This window comes from bacterium (assembly GCA_030704665.1).
Taxonomy (GTDB): Bacteria; Patescibacteriota; Microgenomatia; order Woykebacterales; family RBG-16-39-9b; genus JAUYID01.
In genome coordinates this window covers 300,019-314,779 of the sequence record JAUYID010000009.1, presented here as the reverse complement: position 1 = coordinate 314,779, position 14,761 = coordinate 300,019, and the positions used below count along the sequence as shown (strand labels likewise).

The window sequence follows — 14,761 nt, the reverse complement described above, 5'->3', positions numbered from 1 at the left end:
TTTCTAATAAGACCTCAAAGAAGCGGTCGTTTCTAAACTAACTGTATTTTTACTTCCTGAAACCGGTGAGTCGTACTCAGCGGTCAACTGAATTTGCACCGCCGGAGTAGTCGCAGCACTGTTTAACTCGGTCACAGCAAAGTTGGTGATCTTAATTTTTTCTGAGGTAACCAAGACTGCTGCTTGTTCTTCACGTTTAAGATAAAGACCAGAGTCATCAATATAAAAATCTACGTAGGTAGTGTCTTCCTCTGCCGGTAGATCCCGAGTCGTTTCCAAGCTCAACTGTCCAGGGTTGGTTCCAAAAACACTTGTTGGTGTGTAAATTCCTTTGGCGTGACGGACTTCCTGAGCAACCGCATCCAAAGCAAGACGGGCGTTCGAAACCGCCTCTCGGGAACGACGCGAGCTTTCGTTCAAAGCAATGAGCTGAAAGAGAACCACTATCAAAACACTCATGATGAAAATCAAAGCAAAGACGTAAACTAGGGTTTCTATCAAAGTAAACCCTTCTTCTCCTGCTCGGAGTCGACCTTTTTTGTTTTTTAAGTTGTCTGGAACCAATCTTTTCATAAATTTTCCCGCTCAATTGCCCAAGAAATTGGTCACATAAGCCGTCAAAGCAACTGTTTCGGTCGTATTTGCTTCTTTCCAACTGACGCTAGCAACAATTTTTCTAGTGTTGGGGTCGTTGCTACCGACAGCACTAATATTGGCGCTGGCATCTCGATTTACTAGGGAAAAAACAACCGTCGTCGTGTAGGTTGAACTACTAGAGGGGTTTGTCGTTGAAAGAGTCCACTTCCCCGCAGAAAGAGTCGGATAGTAAGTGGTCCCGGCTGCCAGCGCTTCAATGTTGCCAGACCAGCTCTCGTCTCGTAAATTTCTCACGGCCTCAAGAGCTTCTTCCGCAAGTGAAACTGCTTCGGTTTTTTGAATCGCTTTGGAAGAAGCTTGACGCGCAAAAAAGAGGAAGCTGACTCCCGCTAGAAAAGAGATGGTGATCACCACCAAGGCAATCAGAATCTCAAGTAGTGCAAAACCTTTTTCTTTTTTGTTTCTTTCAAATTTTTTCATTGAGCAGTCATGGTGCCACCGGAAGCGCCAACGCTGGCCGTTCCGGCAGCGGTATAAGTAACGATATCCAAACCATCAATTGTCAGGTTCAGGGCTTTATCATTGTAACGACGATCGCGCTGAATACTCAAGATAGTGCTAAAAGCGTCAAGAAGATGGGTATGCACCCGCAGAACCTGATTTGAACCGTTAACATTGACTGTTCCGGACCAGTCAAAAACAGTTTTTCCAGAGTCAAAATAAGTCGCCATAGGAATGTTTTTGACAACAGTTGGATTCGGTGTATCGGTGAAGGTAAGAGTCAGTGTAGTTTTGCTTTGTATACTCCAACCCAAATCAAAGTGTAGATGACGACTATCCGTCAGTCTCGTCCCTGTCGGAGAAACGGGATTTTCAAGGGAAACTTCCCCACTAATGCCAATCAAAACCTGTTGACTTCGAGCCGGATTGTCAATCAAACGAAGATCAACCGAACCAAAATTTGAGGTGGTACCCCGAATGCGATCAAAGATTACTTCACTACCACCACCGTTCAAATTTATCTGATAAATTTCCACCGAGCTAAGAAGGTACTCTTTGTTTCCGACCGCCCCGACCGTGTAAGTATCTCCTGAGAAAAGCACATACTTTGTTGTTTCGAAGTGCACCCCGTACCTTGTATCTGCCTCTGAAGCTTTCGTCCTTGTCTGAGCCAAACGTAAGGTACTGATGACATTTTGGGTAGTGGTATCCAGGTTGATTTGCCGAGCAAATGTATTGTAGGAAGCAAGAGCGATCAAACTCAGGATAATAATAACCGTCGCGGAAATCAAGATTTCAATGAGGGTGAAGCCCCTTTGGTAGGTAAATCTAGAAAGTTTTTTTGCAGAAATGGTCATTGGCAGTTTCTTTCTTTAATTCTACCAAAAAATGGTAGGCCCCTGCATCTCATTTCGTTTTGAAAACAAGTAGCTTTGCTCCCTTCAGTGACACTGGAAACAGTCTAGCTTGCTAGATCTCTTTTAAGGGTTATTCAGGGTTTTCTCAAACCAATCCGCCACTGCGGTTTTGACTTCTTCCAAATTTTTCGGATCTGTGTAGTTGTGATCAGCACCCCGAATTATCTTTAACTCTTTTTGTAAGCTTGGAGCCCGATCCAAGTAATGCTGGGCATGATCCAAAGTTACTGCTTCATCCTCAGTTCCAGCGATTACAAGTATTGGGCAAGTCAAAGTATCAATCACCTGATCAATATCATACTTCTGCGCATCTTCATAAAAACCAACCTTCATCTTTAAATCTCTTTTAAACCTGGTTGAATAAATCATGGCAAAGCCCTTTTCTTGCATCTCTTTGGCAGTTTCTTCACCATAACGGTGGTTCCACATGATTAAAAAGTTGTAAACGGCCGAAAGAAGTGTTAGAGATTTGATCTCTGGATGAGCTGCAGCGTACCAAGCAACCACGAGCCCACCTAACGAATGTCCGGCCAAACCTATTTTATCCTTGTTAACTTCTGGAATTTTTCGAAGGAAATCTAGAGCTAAATCCAAAACTTCCAATTCATAAGTTATCGTCATATCTTCTAGTGGTAAATCGCTTTCTCCGGGCACTTTGGTAAAGTCAAAGCGAAAAGTAACGATATCCTTTTTGCTTGTTTCCTCTGTTATTTCAGTTAAGTTTTCCTGGTTTCTATCACCACGAAAACCGTGACAGATTACAACCGCGGGAAAGGGGCCTGCACCCTCAGGAAGAAGCAAAGTGCCCACGATTTTTCTGCCTTGTTTGTCGGAAAAATTAACGATTTTTTCGCTCATTGGATGATCTTCTTTAGTTTCGGGCCAGCTTCTTCGTCAACTACTTCAAAACCTTTTTTGGCAATCTCGGCGCGAAGTTCGTCAGCTTTGGCAAAATCCTTCGCGGCTCGTGCTTTTTCGCGTTCTTCAACCAAAGCGCCAACCTCGTCGGAAATTTTACCGCTTGAAACTGTATGCAAATCCAAACCTAAAAATTCATCAAATTTAAGTAAGCTTTTTAACTTTGCTGAAGCTGGATAATCACTCTTTACCAGTTCCCAAACAACCGTAAGTGCCTTTGGAGTGTCAAGATCGTCATTAACAGCCGCCAAAAACCTTTCTTCGTATTCAGCACAACCGATTTTTGCCTCTGATTCTTGATAGTAACGGGAAATTTCACGATAAAGATTTTTAAGGGCAATTTGGGCCGCAGTCAGAGACTCCCAAGTAAAATTTAGTTTACTGCGGTAGTGTGCAGTTAGCGTTAAATAACGAAACGAAAGTGGCTTGTACTCCTTGCTTTCTATATCATTTAGAACAAGATAATTACCTGCACTACGAGACATCTTTTTGTCATCAACTGTCAGAAAACCACCGTGAAACCAGTATTTTACAAACTCTTTTCCACTTGCTCCCTGACTTTGAGCGATCTCGTCTTCATGGTGTGGGAAGATCAAATCCTCTCCACCGGAGTGAATATCTATAGTTTTAACTTCTTCTGGATCAAATTTGCCACTCTCAAAGGCTTTGGTTAGGTGTTTGAGCGACATCGCCGAACACTCAATGTGCCAGCCGGGAAAGCCTTTCCCCCACGGGCTGTCCCAAACCATGGCGCGGTCATCTTTAGACAACTTCCAAAGAGCAAAATCAACGCTGTCTTTTTTGTCGGTCTCAACTGAAACTCGCACCGCTTCGAGCAACTGTCCCATTTTGTCCAAGGTATTACCCGATAGCTTACCGTAATCTTTAAACTTTTTGACGTCGAAGTAAACTGTTCCCTCTACTTCGTAGGCAAGATCATTTTTAACCAACTCCTCGGTCAGTGCAATCATTTCAGCTATATGCTCGGTCGCTTTGGGATTGACGTGCGCATCGAGAATATTGAGCTTCTTTTGATCTTCAAAGTAAGCCTGAGTATAAATCTCCGCAATCTCAGCTGGAGTCTTGCCTTCTTTGAGGGCCTCGTTAATGATCGGATCGTAAGCGGTGTCTGCTCCGGTACTGCGCATGTGCCCCACATCGGTAATATTTTTGACGTGTCGCACCTCGTAACCATTGTATTTCAAAGCTCGAATAAGAAGATCGACGCTTATGTAGGTACGCAAATTGCCGATATGAACGTTGCGGTAAACTGTCGGCCCACAGGAATAAATAGTAACCAACGAATTAGTCGCCTCAAACTTTTCCTTTTTTCTACCCAAAGTGTTGGTGAGAAATATTTCTGACATTAGCTAATCATATTATCACATTCAGAGAGCCGGACAACCAGCCAAAACTGCTGAAGAATCTCTTTGATTAACTTAGGGGTAGATCAGAAAATCTCTCACTGGGTTTGAACTCGAGACTCTTCACTACTTTCAGAGTGAGAGAGCGAAGTGTTCAGGATGGCATTTAGATAGAACAAAGTTCACGATCGTACAATTTGTACTACTCAAGATTTAAGTTTAACTAACCTCGTTTGTTTAGGCGGAATCTTTTTTCTTGTTTCGAATGCTAGAAGGCACTGGTTTGGAAACAGGGTCGTAACTAGTAGTTCGAGATTCAATTTTTTCAATGAGACGACGCACTTCACTAAGATCTTTTTGTAGCTCATCGAAATCCTCTTGAATATCCTCAATATCTTCTTCAATGTCTTCTCTTTCTTCATCCTCTTCTTCAGCTCTTTGGGCATCAATCTCAGCCTGACGGTTTTGTTTGACCATGATCAAGGTAGAAAGGAAAATTGCCTCAAGGGAGACGATCATTGTCAGCAAACCAAAAGGAAAGGTATCACCAATTTGCTTGGCGAAAATTATCCAGGCTCCAAACCAAATAATATGTATGTAAACAAAAGCCATACTTCCGGCGAAGCTGGTAATGAGTTCTGCTATTTTGGTTTCGAGATCACGAAACCCTTTTCCGAAAAAACTAAACATAGCCATTTTTATTGCTCCTTCTGTCATTCTGAACTTGTTTCAGAACCCAATTAACCTGGCGTTTTCAGAAGATCCTGAATTAAATTCAGGATGACACAAATCGCCACGTTAAAAACCTTTCAAAGGGTACTTTTAAATTAATCACACAGGGATTTTGACCGTACCTCGCCAAAATTGGCGGGCACGTAAAAAGGCATCTATTTTGTGGTAATTCAGTTCGACTAGCTGAGCTAGTCGAGGCTGGCCTGCTTTGGTTTCCCTGCTCTTTGTCGGCTCGTCCTATTCCAAGACGACCTTAGTTAAGCAACGTCGGGTCCCGCCCTTTCGGCGAGATGCGGCGTAGATGCCCTTGTCAGTTTGAATTTTAACTTTTGTGAAAGGAAATTGCAAGCTTTTAGACTAGACGAGGGGGAGCGTGGGGCGTAAGCAACGATTCGCAAAATCGTCACACCACGCTCCCCTGTCCTGAAGGTTTGGGGTTGAGACCAGACGCCTTGAGGGGGGATATGCGGGGGCCAGCTTCTGCCAGCTTGAAACCGCAGGAAGGGCCTGAAACGTCCTAGGTGGCGGGGTGGGACTTCAGGGTTGGCCCTTCTTTCGTCTGCTCTCAAACTCCTCGTCCTTGAGGAACCGAAATTATTGCGCACTGACCGATCTGCTTTTCGGACAAGCGAAATCGAATCAGGAAATTGGCAGTTGGGTGGAGTCTCACCATGGCTTTGGTGCTTCTTCTTCGCAACCAAACTCCACCAACTGGAAAGCGTCAGGGAAAGGTCCGCATCCCATCAAACCCTGACTGGTACTCTCAAGCCTCCGCGAATGCCGTACTCTTCCCTGCCTCCTGTCTTCCTTGAGACCTACGCTCCTGGCCGTCAGGAGCATCCACCCGTGCTAGCCACAAGGTGTGGACACGGTAAAGGTTTGGTGCGGTTATGCGGATCCCAACCAGACCTTCAAATTAAATATGCTACCTTTTTTGTTTAAATTCAAGTGGGGAAAAAGGAGCGAGGGCGAGAGCGGTGTGGTCAAGAATTTCGGGGATCCGTGGACACACTCGCTCTCGCCTGAATGGAGGGCTCGGAACTTACGCGCGGGAGCATCCTTGCTCAAAGTCCCAAGATAAGATCCATCTCTCCCTCCGATTCACCGTATTGAAACTGATCTGAGACTTGCCCACAAAGTAAGCAAAAATCAGGTCAGGTAAGGAACAGTCAATGGTAACTTTCGAGAAAAGCCGCCCTCTCCAGTCACCATCTTCTGGGGCACCAAACAACGCCTCTCCCAAAACGTCATTCAGTTCCGCCCATTCCCTGGTGGGGGAATTGTCCTGAAGTACAGTCACGTCCTGTCAGGACACGCCTATGCCGAGAACTTGGCTAGACAGCACCTCCTTGCCTCTTGATATCGTGGACTTGGACAGAGACATCAGTCTTTTTCCAATCGGAACTCGAGGCCGTTCCACAAACCGTTATTGAGATAATGCTACTAGAAAAATGAAAAAGCAAGCGGTCAATTGTTTGCCTTGGGGAACGGCGAAGCAAAGGCTAATTGAGCACTAAAACCCCCACTTCGCCGCATTTTGCCTTGGTTGCCCGTTCGAACCCGATAGTTGAACCTTGGGAAAACCAATGCGACAGAACAGCTGATTGAGTGTACACCGAACAGACGTGTTCTCCCCTAGGAAAGAACAAGAAACCAGCTGCTCTGGAAATCTGCCCTACCCTTCTACCCCTTCAACCGACCTACTTTTTTAACTAGGGCTTCTTCGTGATACTGCAAACCTGCCAAAAACGAAGTAAGTCGGAAGACACTGCCATGTCTCATCTAAAATTGTACCCTTTCGGGTCAAGGAAACAAGTGAGTCCAGAATTAAGAATTGTGAATGCGAAGTTAAAATTTTCTTATACCGCCATTGCGAGTACGCGTTTAAGCAAGATTTAACCAAGCGACCTAGCACAAGTTGTTTTGTTTGAGCCGAAGGCGAGTTTAACAACTTTGCTTGAGCGACTTAAATCTTGCTAGCGCACGCAGCCTGGCGGAAGTTTTGGTCACTTTTCTAAAAAGTGACAGAAAGAATTCTAAATAGGCTTAAAATAACAAAACAATCTAGGAAAGCTTTTCTTTAACTATGGAACTGACAACACTCATGTCTGCTTTGCCTTTAAGGCTAGAAAGTGCAGCCATGACTTTGCCCATCTCTTGAATTGAAGAAGCCCCAGATGAGGCAATCGCCTCACCAACCGCTTTGCGTATATCTTCTTCACTCATTTGCGCGGGTAAATAAGTTTGCAGGATAGCTAGCTCGGCTTTTTCCTTTTCCGCCATCTCGGCTCTCCCACCCTTTTCAAAGCCTTCAATGCTTTCGCGGTGGCGCTTGACTTGTTTTTCAATCGCACCCAGAACATCCTCGTCGGTCAGTTCTCTTTGTTTCTCGATTTTTAAGTAATTAAGGTCGGAGAGCAAAAAGCGAATCGTGGACAATCTCATCTCGTCCTTAGCAATCATCGCTTCTTTCATGTCTGCTTGTAGTTTTTCGTTTAAACTCATTTTATTCCTTTCAAAAAATTTTCTATTTCTGTAAATACAGCTGTTTTGTCTTTGCCAGTATCAATAATGATATCAGCCAAACTTAGAGTTTTCGCTACCTGCAGGCCCCACTCAGGCTCATCATTTCCTTGGTCACGTTTCTCAAGTACCAAAAACTCCTCCCAACTTTGAGGATCTCGTCCCAATGAGTTAACTCTTTTGAAACGCTCCTCAACCCCAGCATCTAGTCCAATTAGAAAAAAGTTGCTCCTTTCTTTAAACGGTACCACTTCTCCTGGGTTACGAAAACCCTCGACCACTACTTTTGCTTCTTTTGGTAGCTTTTCAATCTGCGTAAACAAAATCTCACTGAGGTAATCGATCTTTTCTTTTCTCCATTCGTTCCCAAGATCTTGGTAACTTTCACGAATCAAAGGCAAACCCCTTTTTTTTATTTCAGGTTCCAAAGCAGAAGAAAGTCGTAGATTCACAAAGCCTTTGCTTTCTAAATACTTTGCGGCTGAGGTTTTCCCTGATCCAGGAGGACCAACCAGACCAATGATTATTTTTGCCATAACAGGATTTAAAAATCAACTCTACCTTCAACCGCGCGGGAAAGAGTCGTTTCGTCAGCGTACTCAAGGTCTGCACCAGTTGGGAGACCGCGGGCGATACGAGTCACCCGCAGCCCAAGAGGTTGGATCAAACGTTGAATGTACATCGCGGTTGCTTCCCCTTCGATATTCGGATTGGTCGCCAGAATCACTTCTTTGACTTCGCCACTTTTTAGTCTTGGCAAAAGTTCTTTGAGATAGATTTCGTCCGGACCAATGTTGTCGAGTGGGGCGATGGCTCCGTGAAGAACGTGATAAAGCCCTTTGAAGGATCGGGAACGCTCGAGGGCTAGAGCGTCAAGCGGTTCCTCAACCACCATAATGACCGCGCGGTCCCGCATCTTTGAGCTGCAAACTTCGCAAGGATCAACTTCCGCAACATTGAAGCAAGTGCTACAAAGAACTGTTTTGTCTTTGAGTTCGGCGACCGCAGCTGAAAGAGCGGCGGACTGTTCCTTCGGAGCGTGAAGTAAATAGTAGGTTAGCCTTTGTGCTGACTTCGGCCCAATACCGGGTAATTTTTCAAATTCAGCGATGACATTGGCAACTGATTTGGGAATTTGCACCTTACTAGTGTAACAAAAAATATCCGCGAAGAAAACGCGAAGGGGCACTCGCCGGTCTTTCAACCGTTGAGCGCCCCGCGATCACTCCTTCCTCGTCAACTTCACCCAAGGCAGCTGCCACCAATCCGCAAGACGCTCGAGAATGAAACTCTCGTACGCAGCAACTAGCCGACAGGTGTTGGACTCGATGTCGGCGACGACCTCTCCAGTACGAGTCAACTCAAACGGACCTTCGATGCGCAGTCGGGCCACACCCTTCTGGTCGTAGTACGGTAGGGCAAGCCAAAGACTAGCTTCTTCTTCGAGAGCAAGTTTGACTGCTCCAACTGGAAAGTACCCTTTGGCAGTCCCTAGACGACAGAGAACTCCACCGCTACCGGCCTGGCGGATCATGTCCAGCGCCAAAACGACAATCCAGCCTTCGGCTAGTTTTTGCCGACAGACTGGCAAGGTCTGGCCACGACTAATCCGCGTGAACTCAACATTGCCGTGGCGAGCACGCAGTCGCGCCATAGCCTGATAGAGTAACTCCGGAATTGCTTCGGCCGGCGCAAATGCTCTCACCCCCAGAGCCGAAACTGCCGGTACCAATTCGTTCACCGCGATGTGCACAAAGGCAACGATAGTCTTGGTTCCGGCATTGTAGGATTCGAGCAGCGGCTCGGCCCCCTCGACCCGCGCCTGCATATCTTCAGGAGCAATCTCCTCGTTGCTCAAGAGGAAAGTCCAAGCCCGAGTCAGAGTCCAGATATTTCGTACTGTCACCATCAGTCTCTGAGCCCAGTTCAGGTCCGGACGCAAGAGCCTCAGGTTGCTGTTCATTCGCCGCCCGATCCAGAACCAACCGAAGATCAAGATACCCAAGCCAAGCTGGAATAGGATGACGGCGCGCAGATTCTTTGGGAACCAGCGCATCACAGCACGAAGCAGCCAAACAATGCTGCCGAGAGCTATGCTGGTCAACCCTGCTTTTACCTTTGCAAATAACTGCTTCATCTCTCACCTCCACTGCAGCAGCTGACCTATAGCTTTTTGGTTAATTAGATTATATTACTAGGAAACAAGTTTTGGGCTTCCTAACCCTTGAGGAGATCTGCCATACCACCCATGCCACCCATCATCCCCTGCATTTTTTTGGCGGCGACTTTTTGCGCTTCGTCCATAGCTTTGTTGATCGCGTCCCGCACTCGATCCGGATGAGTATTTTCCGGATAACTAAGGTTAAGTACTTTTTGGGCGGCGTTGACTTTCACTACCACATCTCCGACTTCAACTTCAAGAACTTCGACTTCGAGTTCCTTTTTCATCTGGTCGGCTTGTTTTTTTAGTTCATAGAGCTGCTTTAATTTATCTAACATGTTTATCCTCCTAAAATAAATTTAATCTAGCTTTCCAAAAACTTCCACCGGGTCAGACTCTTCGACGATCTTTTCCTTAATGATCACCTTTGGTTTTGGTGTTCCCACCACTGTCTTTATTCTAACAGGCTCGCCAAGTACTTGGAGCAAAATCGCCTCGATGATCGCTCGGTTTTTGGGCTCATCAAACCTGTCTTTGTGAAAACGGTAGCCAAACTCAATAAGTAAAATTCCCTCATCGATTTCTTTTGGTGTTGCTCCACGGAGAAAAATCTCGAGCGAATTGTTCTTTGGTTTGAGTTCTTTAAGAATTGTATCCCAGGCTCCAAGAACTTTTTTCATATCCGCTTTAAAATCCACCGCGACAAGATTTTGATGATCCACATCTATCTCAGTTTTTCTCTCTCCAACTTCGCCTGTTTCTCCGTTTTTCATCTCGGACGAGCCCAATTTAGCTTCTTGCGCAGCTTTTGTCTCTAGCTTAGCACCCGCTTTTACCTCAGCTTCAGTTTTAACTTCTTTAACTTCGGCTTCAAAACCACAGGCCTCGATGATCGCCATTTCCAAAGGTAGTTGAGGAATGCTGGCTTGGCGCAGATCCACCAAGGCAGTTGTAAAAAGATTGACCCATTTGAGGGTTTTTTCCTTAGCAATTTTGCCCGCCAATCTTTCAATTTCAACAGTCTTTTCTTCATCAAAGTCAGCAAAAATCTTCTCCCCAACTCCTTGCCTAAAAAGAAGGAGTACTCGCAAATCCTGCAAGATATCTTCCGCGAGAATCCTTGGGTTTCCACCTTGGTTCAAAAAATTGTTCAGCCAAAGGATCGCCCCCTGGCTATCCGAGCTGACAAGCTGTTCGATCAGAGTCAATCTTTCTTGGCTTTTCCCAAGAATAGTCCGGACGCGAGCCAAGTCTGCCTTGGTATCTACCGCTGAAACTTTATCCAGCAAAACTAGGGCGTCCCGAAAGGCCCCATCGGAGGCCCTAGCGATCTCTTCCAAGACTTCTTTGTCAAAACCAAATTTCTCTGCTTTAGCAATGGGCAGCAAACAAAGAGTAATATCTTTCACACTCGGTCTTTTGAAAGCAAATCTTTGCGTCCGCGAAAGAATAGTCGAGGGAACTTTTTGTAGTTCAGTGGTAGCGAGAATAAAAATTGCGTGTTCCGGAGGCTCCTCCAAAGTTTTGAGCAAAGCGTTGAAAGCTTCATTGGTGAGCATATGGACCTCATCTATAATGTAGACTTTGAAACGACCTTCTGTCGGAGCGAGACGAATCTTTTCCCGCAGTTCCCGAATCTCATCAATACCCCGGTTTGAGGCAGCATCAATTTCAATCAAATCTAAGTAACGTCCTTCAGCAATGGCTAGACAAGATTGGCATTTTCCACACGGCTCATCATATTTATCCTCTTTCGATTTTTCACAATTCAGCGCCTTGGCCAGAATCCGTGCCGTAGAAGTTTTCCCAGTTCCGCGCGGTCCAGAAAAAAGGTAAGCGTGAGAGATTTTTCCCGATTGCAACTGTTTGAGAAGAGAAGAAGTAATCTCATCTTGGCCCACTATGTCGGAGAGTTTTTGAGGTCGATATTTGCGGTAAAGCACAGCCATTGCGCTAACTATTCTAAATGTAACTTACCCTAAAGACAACCGGCCAATACCCTTCAAACTTGGTACCCGACACCTCCCCCTTAGGTACAAAGCCCACGAAGTGGTCGCAGGATTTTTTTGATATAAATTTCTTCGATCTTTGCGTCGTTTCGACTTAGCTCTCTAAAAAATACTATAATTAAGGTAATGACAGTTGAAGAAGCCTTCGCTCGCCGCCTTCATGGAGTCCCACTCACCGTTTCCGGTAAAGTCACTCGTATCTTGACTGACGATACTGATGATACACCTCACCAACGTTTCATTATTGAGCCTGAAGGTGGGCACACGGTTTTGGTCGCCCACAACCTGAAGCGGGCCTATCGGGTTCCAGTCAAAGTTGAAGAAGAAGTTGAAGTTCACGGCAGCTATGTTTGGAACAAATACGGCGGTTTGATCCACAACACTCATCACTATGGTGGGGAATGCCAAAACGGCAAGTGTGAGCCTCACGAAGACGGCTATATCAATTTCATGGGAGAAAACAATCCCAATCTGGTCAATGCACCAACAAAACGCGAAGAGCCCCACAGTCAAAACTAAACTGGGGGCTCAGATCGATCTCTACTCCGATGTTTACCGCGAGAGGTCCTTTTTCATCATTATGTGTCTGATGCCAGCTTCAAGAAAAGGCTGCGTTCCTTCAACTCGATGGTAGCCAGCCTGAGAGTAAAATCCGGCGGCGTGTTCCTGAGCGTTGAGGCGCGCGACCCAGATTCCTTGATCCTTGCAGGCCTCCTCCAGGGCCTGAAGAATATCAACTCCAAAACCCTTGCCCCGCTGGGCCTTTAGCACCGCCATCCGACCGATCTTGGCCGATCCACCTTCGATGACTGCACGACCGGCGGCGACGGGCTCAGCCTCAAGGTAGCCAACAACATGAATCGCTTCCGCGTCAAGCTCATCTCTTTCGAGAACCTCATCAATCATCTGCTCAACAACAAAGACAGTGTGCCGCACCGCTAGTGCATCAGCCATCTTGCCTTCATCATTGGCAATCTCTACTATTAGCTCCCTGTTCTTCATCTTGCCCTCCTGAAATGGCTTCCTAGCCAACAATTAGCCTTGTGGTAACTTGTATATAAATCTTGGATCAAGAAAAGTAAAGTCTTATATGAGCTGCTCAACTGCCTGGGCAAGTAGTTGGATGTAGAGCTCAAATCCAACCAGAGCAATACTGCCGTGCTGAGCTTTGCCCAGTAAATTGCCTGCCCCACGAATCTCTAGATCTTTTTTGGCAATTTTAAACCCGGCCCCAAGGTCAGTTGCTTCGGCCATGGCGAGCAACCTTTCGAAAGCTGAGCCCTTCGGAGTAAACTTCCCCGGGTAAAAAAGAAAGGCAAAGGCCTGCCTCTCGGCCCGACCGACCCGACCACGCAGTTGGTAAAGATCGGCCAGACCAAAGTTCTGTGCATCTTCAATTATTATTGAATTAACGTTGGGCATGTCGAGTCCCGAGCCAATGATCGTGGTACAAACCAAAACATCAACCTCACGAGAGTAGAACTGATCCATCACCTCTTCCAACTGCCGATCTCCCATCTGCCCGTGCGCATAGACGATCCGTGCTTCTGGAAATAATCTTTGCAACTGAGCAGATTTTTGGCCGAGCAGAGGAATGTGGTTGTAAACGTAATAGACTTGCCCTTTTCTATCCAGTTCTGCTTTTACAGCTTGTATGACTCTGTCCTGATCAAAAGACCCAACCAAAGTTTTGATCGGTTGACGACCCGAGGGTGGAGTCGAAAGACTCGAAACTTTTCTAATTTTGGCCATCGCCATCTGCAAAGTTCTAGGTATCGGGGTGGCAGACAGAGACAAGATGTCAACTTCGGGCCTTAACTTTTTGAAGTGCTCCTTGGCATCGACCCCGAAGCGGTGCTCTTCATCAATGATAGCTAGTCCTAGGTTTTTAAACTCCACGTCTTTGGAAAGCAAGCGGTGCGTCCCAATGACAATATCAACTGAACCGCCTTTTAGCCCTTCCAAAACTTCCTTTTGCTTTTCTTTTTCCTGAAAGCGTGAAAGAAGGGCTACTTTGACTGGGAAGGACGCGAGCCGATCGCGAAAGAAATGAAAATGTTGCTCAGCCAAAATAGTCGTTGGGACGAGCAAAGCGACTTGACGAGCCTCGACGGCAGCCTTAAAGGCAGTACGAAGCGCCACTTCGGTTTTCCCGAAACCGACATCACCAACCAGCAGACGGTCCATCGGTTTGGTTGAAGACAGGTCTTTGTTGATTGCCTCAATAGTTTGAAGCTGATCGGGAGTTTCTTCGAATTCAAAACTGCTTTCCAGTTCTTTGAGCCAAGGGTTGTCAGTTTCGTATGCTTTACGAGCCGAAACTTCCCTTTTGGCATAAACTTTAAGCAGATCCACAGCAAAGCTAACGACCTGCTCTTTGACCCGCTGTTTGGTCAGTTCCCAAGCTCCTGTCCCTAAATAATTCAGGGCTGGTTTTCTACCTGCCACTCCAAGGTATTTAGTGACGCGCTCGATCTGCTCAATCGGCACAAAAAGTTTATCACCCTTAGCATATTCCAAAATTAAGTAGGTCTTCCCCTCCTTTGGCTGCAGCTCTCGAAACTCAATCCCGGAAAAACGGGCGATTCCGTGCTCAATATGGACTACTAAATCTCCGATTTCTACCTCGGAAAGAAAAAGTTTTTCACTATTCCCGATTTGTTTCTTTGCCCATTTCGGCGCAAAAACCGGCAAAGAACTATAAGGAAAGATATACACTTTGTTCAAACTTTTTACCTTTTCTTGAGTAATTGGATTGAACAAGTAAATCCCCTCAATTTTTTCTCCAATCAAATCAAAGCGGACCGGAATTTTGTATCTTTCCAGCCAAAGGTCAATCAAACTCCCCCGCACTGAAAACTGCCCGGTCTTGGAAACTTGACTGATCCCCTGAAACTCATAATCGAGTTCAGTTAATTTTCTAGTAAAGTCCTGTGAAGAGAGTTTTTGATTCTTTTCCACGACAAAAGACCCCAAAGCACTTTTGGGGGTGGGTGAATCTTTTTGGTTTTTCCTCACTAGCTGTGTAATAAGCCTCCT

The 14,761-nt window shown here is 45.8% G+C and carries 15 protein-coding genes; 1 reads left to right on the top strand and 14 read right to left on the bottom strand.

Features of this window, described 5'->3' with window-relative positions; all coding sequences use genetic code 11:
• Positions 1–3 precede the first annotated feature (3 nt).
• The 12 genes from Q8P13_01775 to dnaX form a co-directional block, all read right to left on the bottom strand.
• On the bottom strand, positions 4–573 hold the full coding sequence (locus Q8P13_01775) for a type II secretion system protein (GenBank protein MDP2671169.1): 570 nt from the start codon (positions 571–573) through the stop codon (positions 4–6).
• Between the two features lie 12 nt (positions 574–585).
• A complete protein-coding gene (locus Q8P13_01770; GenBank protein ID MDP2671168.1) occupies positions 586–1,077 on the bottom strand; it encodes a type II secretion system protein in 492 nt (163 codons plus the stop codon).
• On the bottom strand, positions 1,074–1,955 hold the full coding sequence (locus Q8P13_01765; protein MDP2671167.1) for a type II secretion system protein: 882 nt from the start codon (positions 1,953–1,955) through the stop codon (positions 1,074–1,076). The genes Q8P13_01770 and Q8P13_01765 overlap by 4 nt, the downstream gene beginning before the upstream one ends.
• A gap of 123 nt (positions 1,956–2,078) precedes the next feature.
• Positions 2,079–2,873 carry an alpha/beta fold hydrolase gene (locus Q8P13_01760; protein MDP2671166.1) on the bottom strand — a complete coding sequence of 265 codons (795 nt, stop codon included), beginning with the start codon at positions 2,871–2,873 and terminating at the stop codon, positions 2,079–2,081.
• Positions 2,870–4,300 (bottom strand): cysteine--tRNA ligase, encoded by a 1,431-nt coding sequence (cysS, locus tag Q8P13_01755; protein ID MDP2671165.1) that lies wholly within the window; start codon positions 4,298–4,300, stop codon positions 2,870–2,872. The genes Q8P13_01760 and cysS overlap by 4 nt, the downstream gene beginning before the upstream one ends.
• Positions 4,301–4,534: 234 nt before the next feature.
• Positions 4,535–5,014, bottom strand: coding sequence for a DUF1003 domain-containing protein (locus Q8P13_01750; protein MDP2671164.1), 480 nt, complete (start codon positions 5,012–5,014; stop codon positions 4,535–4,537).
• A 2,079-nt stretch (positions 5,015–7,093) separates the two neighbouring features.
• Positions 7,094–7,534 carry a GatB/YqeY domain-containing protein gene (locus Q8P13_01745; GenBank protein MDP2671163.1) on the bottom strand — a complete coding sequence of 147 codons (441 nt, stop codon included), beginning with the start codon at positions 7,532–7,534 and terminating at the stop codon, positions 7,094–7,096.
• Positions 7,531–8,088 (bottom strand): AAA family ATPase, encoded by a 558-nt coding sequence (locus Q8P13_01740; GenBank protein MDP2671162.1) that lies wholly within the window; start codon positions 8,086–8,088, stop codon positions 7,531–7,533. The genes Q8P13_01745 and Q8P13_01740 overlap by 4 nt, the downstream gene beginning before the upstream one ends.
• An 8-nt stretch (positions 8,089–8,096) precedes the next feature.
• Entirely contained in the window at positions 8,097–8,693 is a 597-nt protein-coding gene (gene recR / locus Q8P13_01735) for a recombination mediator RecR (protein ID MDP2671161.1), read from the bottom strand.
• An 81-nt stretch (positions 8,694–8,774) separates the two neighbouring features.
• Positions 8,775–9,689, bottom strand: a complete 915-nt coding sequence (locus tag Q8P13_01730; protein MDP2671160.1) for a hypothetical protein — start codon at positions 9,687–9,689, stop codon at positions 8,775–8,777.
• A gap of 80 nt (positions 9,690–9,769) precedes the next feature.
• Positions 9,770–10,051 carry a YbaB/EbfC family nucleoid-associated protein gene (locus tag Q8P13_01725; GenBank protein ID MDP2671159.1) on the bottom strand — a complete coding sequence of 94 codons (282 nt, stop codon included), beginning with the start codon at positions 10,049–10,051 and terminating at the stop codon, positions 9,770–9,772.
• Positions 10,052–10,072: 21 nt separating this feature from the next.
• Positions 10,073–11,662 carry a DNA polymerase III subunit gamma/tau gene (gene dnaX, locus Q8P13_01720; GenBank protein MDP2671158.1) on the bottom strand — a complete coding sequence of 530 codons (1,590 nt, stop codon included), beginning with the start codon at positions 11,660–11,662 and terminating at the stop codon, positions 10,073–10,075.
• 186 nt (positions 11,663–11,848) lie between these two features.
• On the opposite strand from dnaX, the gene Q8P13_01715 reads away from it, so the two are divergent.
• Positions 11,849–12,241, top strand: a complete 393-nt coding sequence (locus tag Q8P13_01715; protein MDP2671157.1) for a DUF3465 domain-containing protein — start codon at positions 11,849–11,851, stop codon at positions 12,239–12,241.
• 33 nt (positions 12,242–12,274) lie between these two features.
• Here the strand turns inward: Q8P13_01715 and Q8P13_01710 are convergent, their stop codons facing one another.
• Positions 12,275–12,724: a GNAT family N-acetyltransferase gene (locus Q8P13_01710; protein ID MDP2671156.1), complete on the bottom strand. Its 450-nt coding sequence runs from the start codon at positions 12,722–12,724 to the stop codon at positions 12,275–12,277.
• Between the two features lie 84 nt (positions 12,725–12,808).
• Positions 12,809–14,683 carry a CarD family transcriptional regulator gene (locus Q8P13_01705; GenBank protein ID MDP2671155.1) on the bottom strand — a complete coding sequence of 625 codons (1,875 nt, stop codon included), beginning with the start codon at positions 14,681–14,683 and terminating at the stop codon, positions 12,809–12,811.
• Positions 14,684–14,761: the final 78 nt, after the last annotated feature.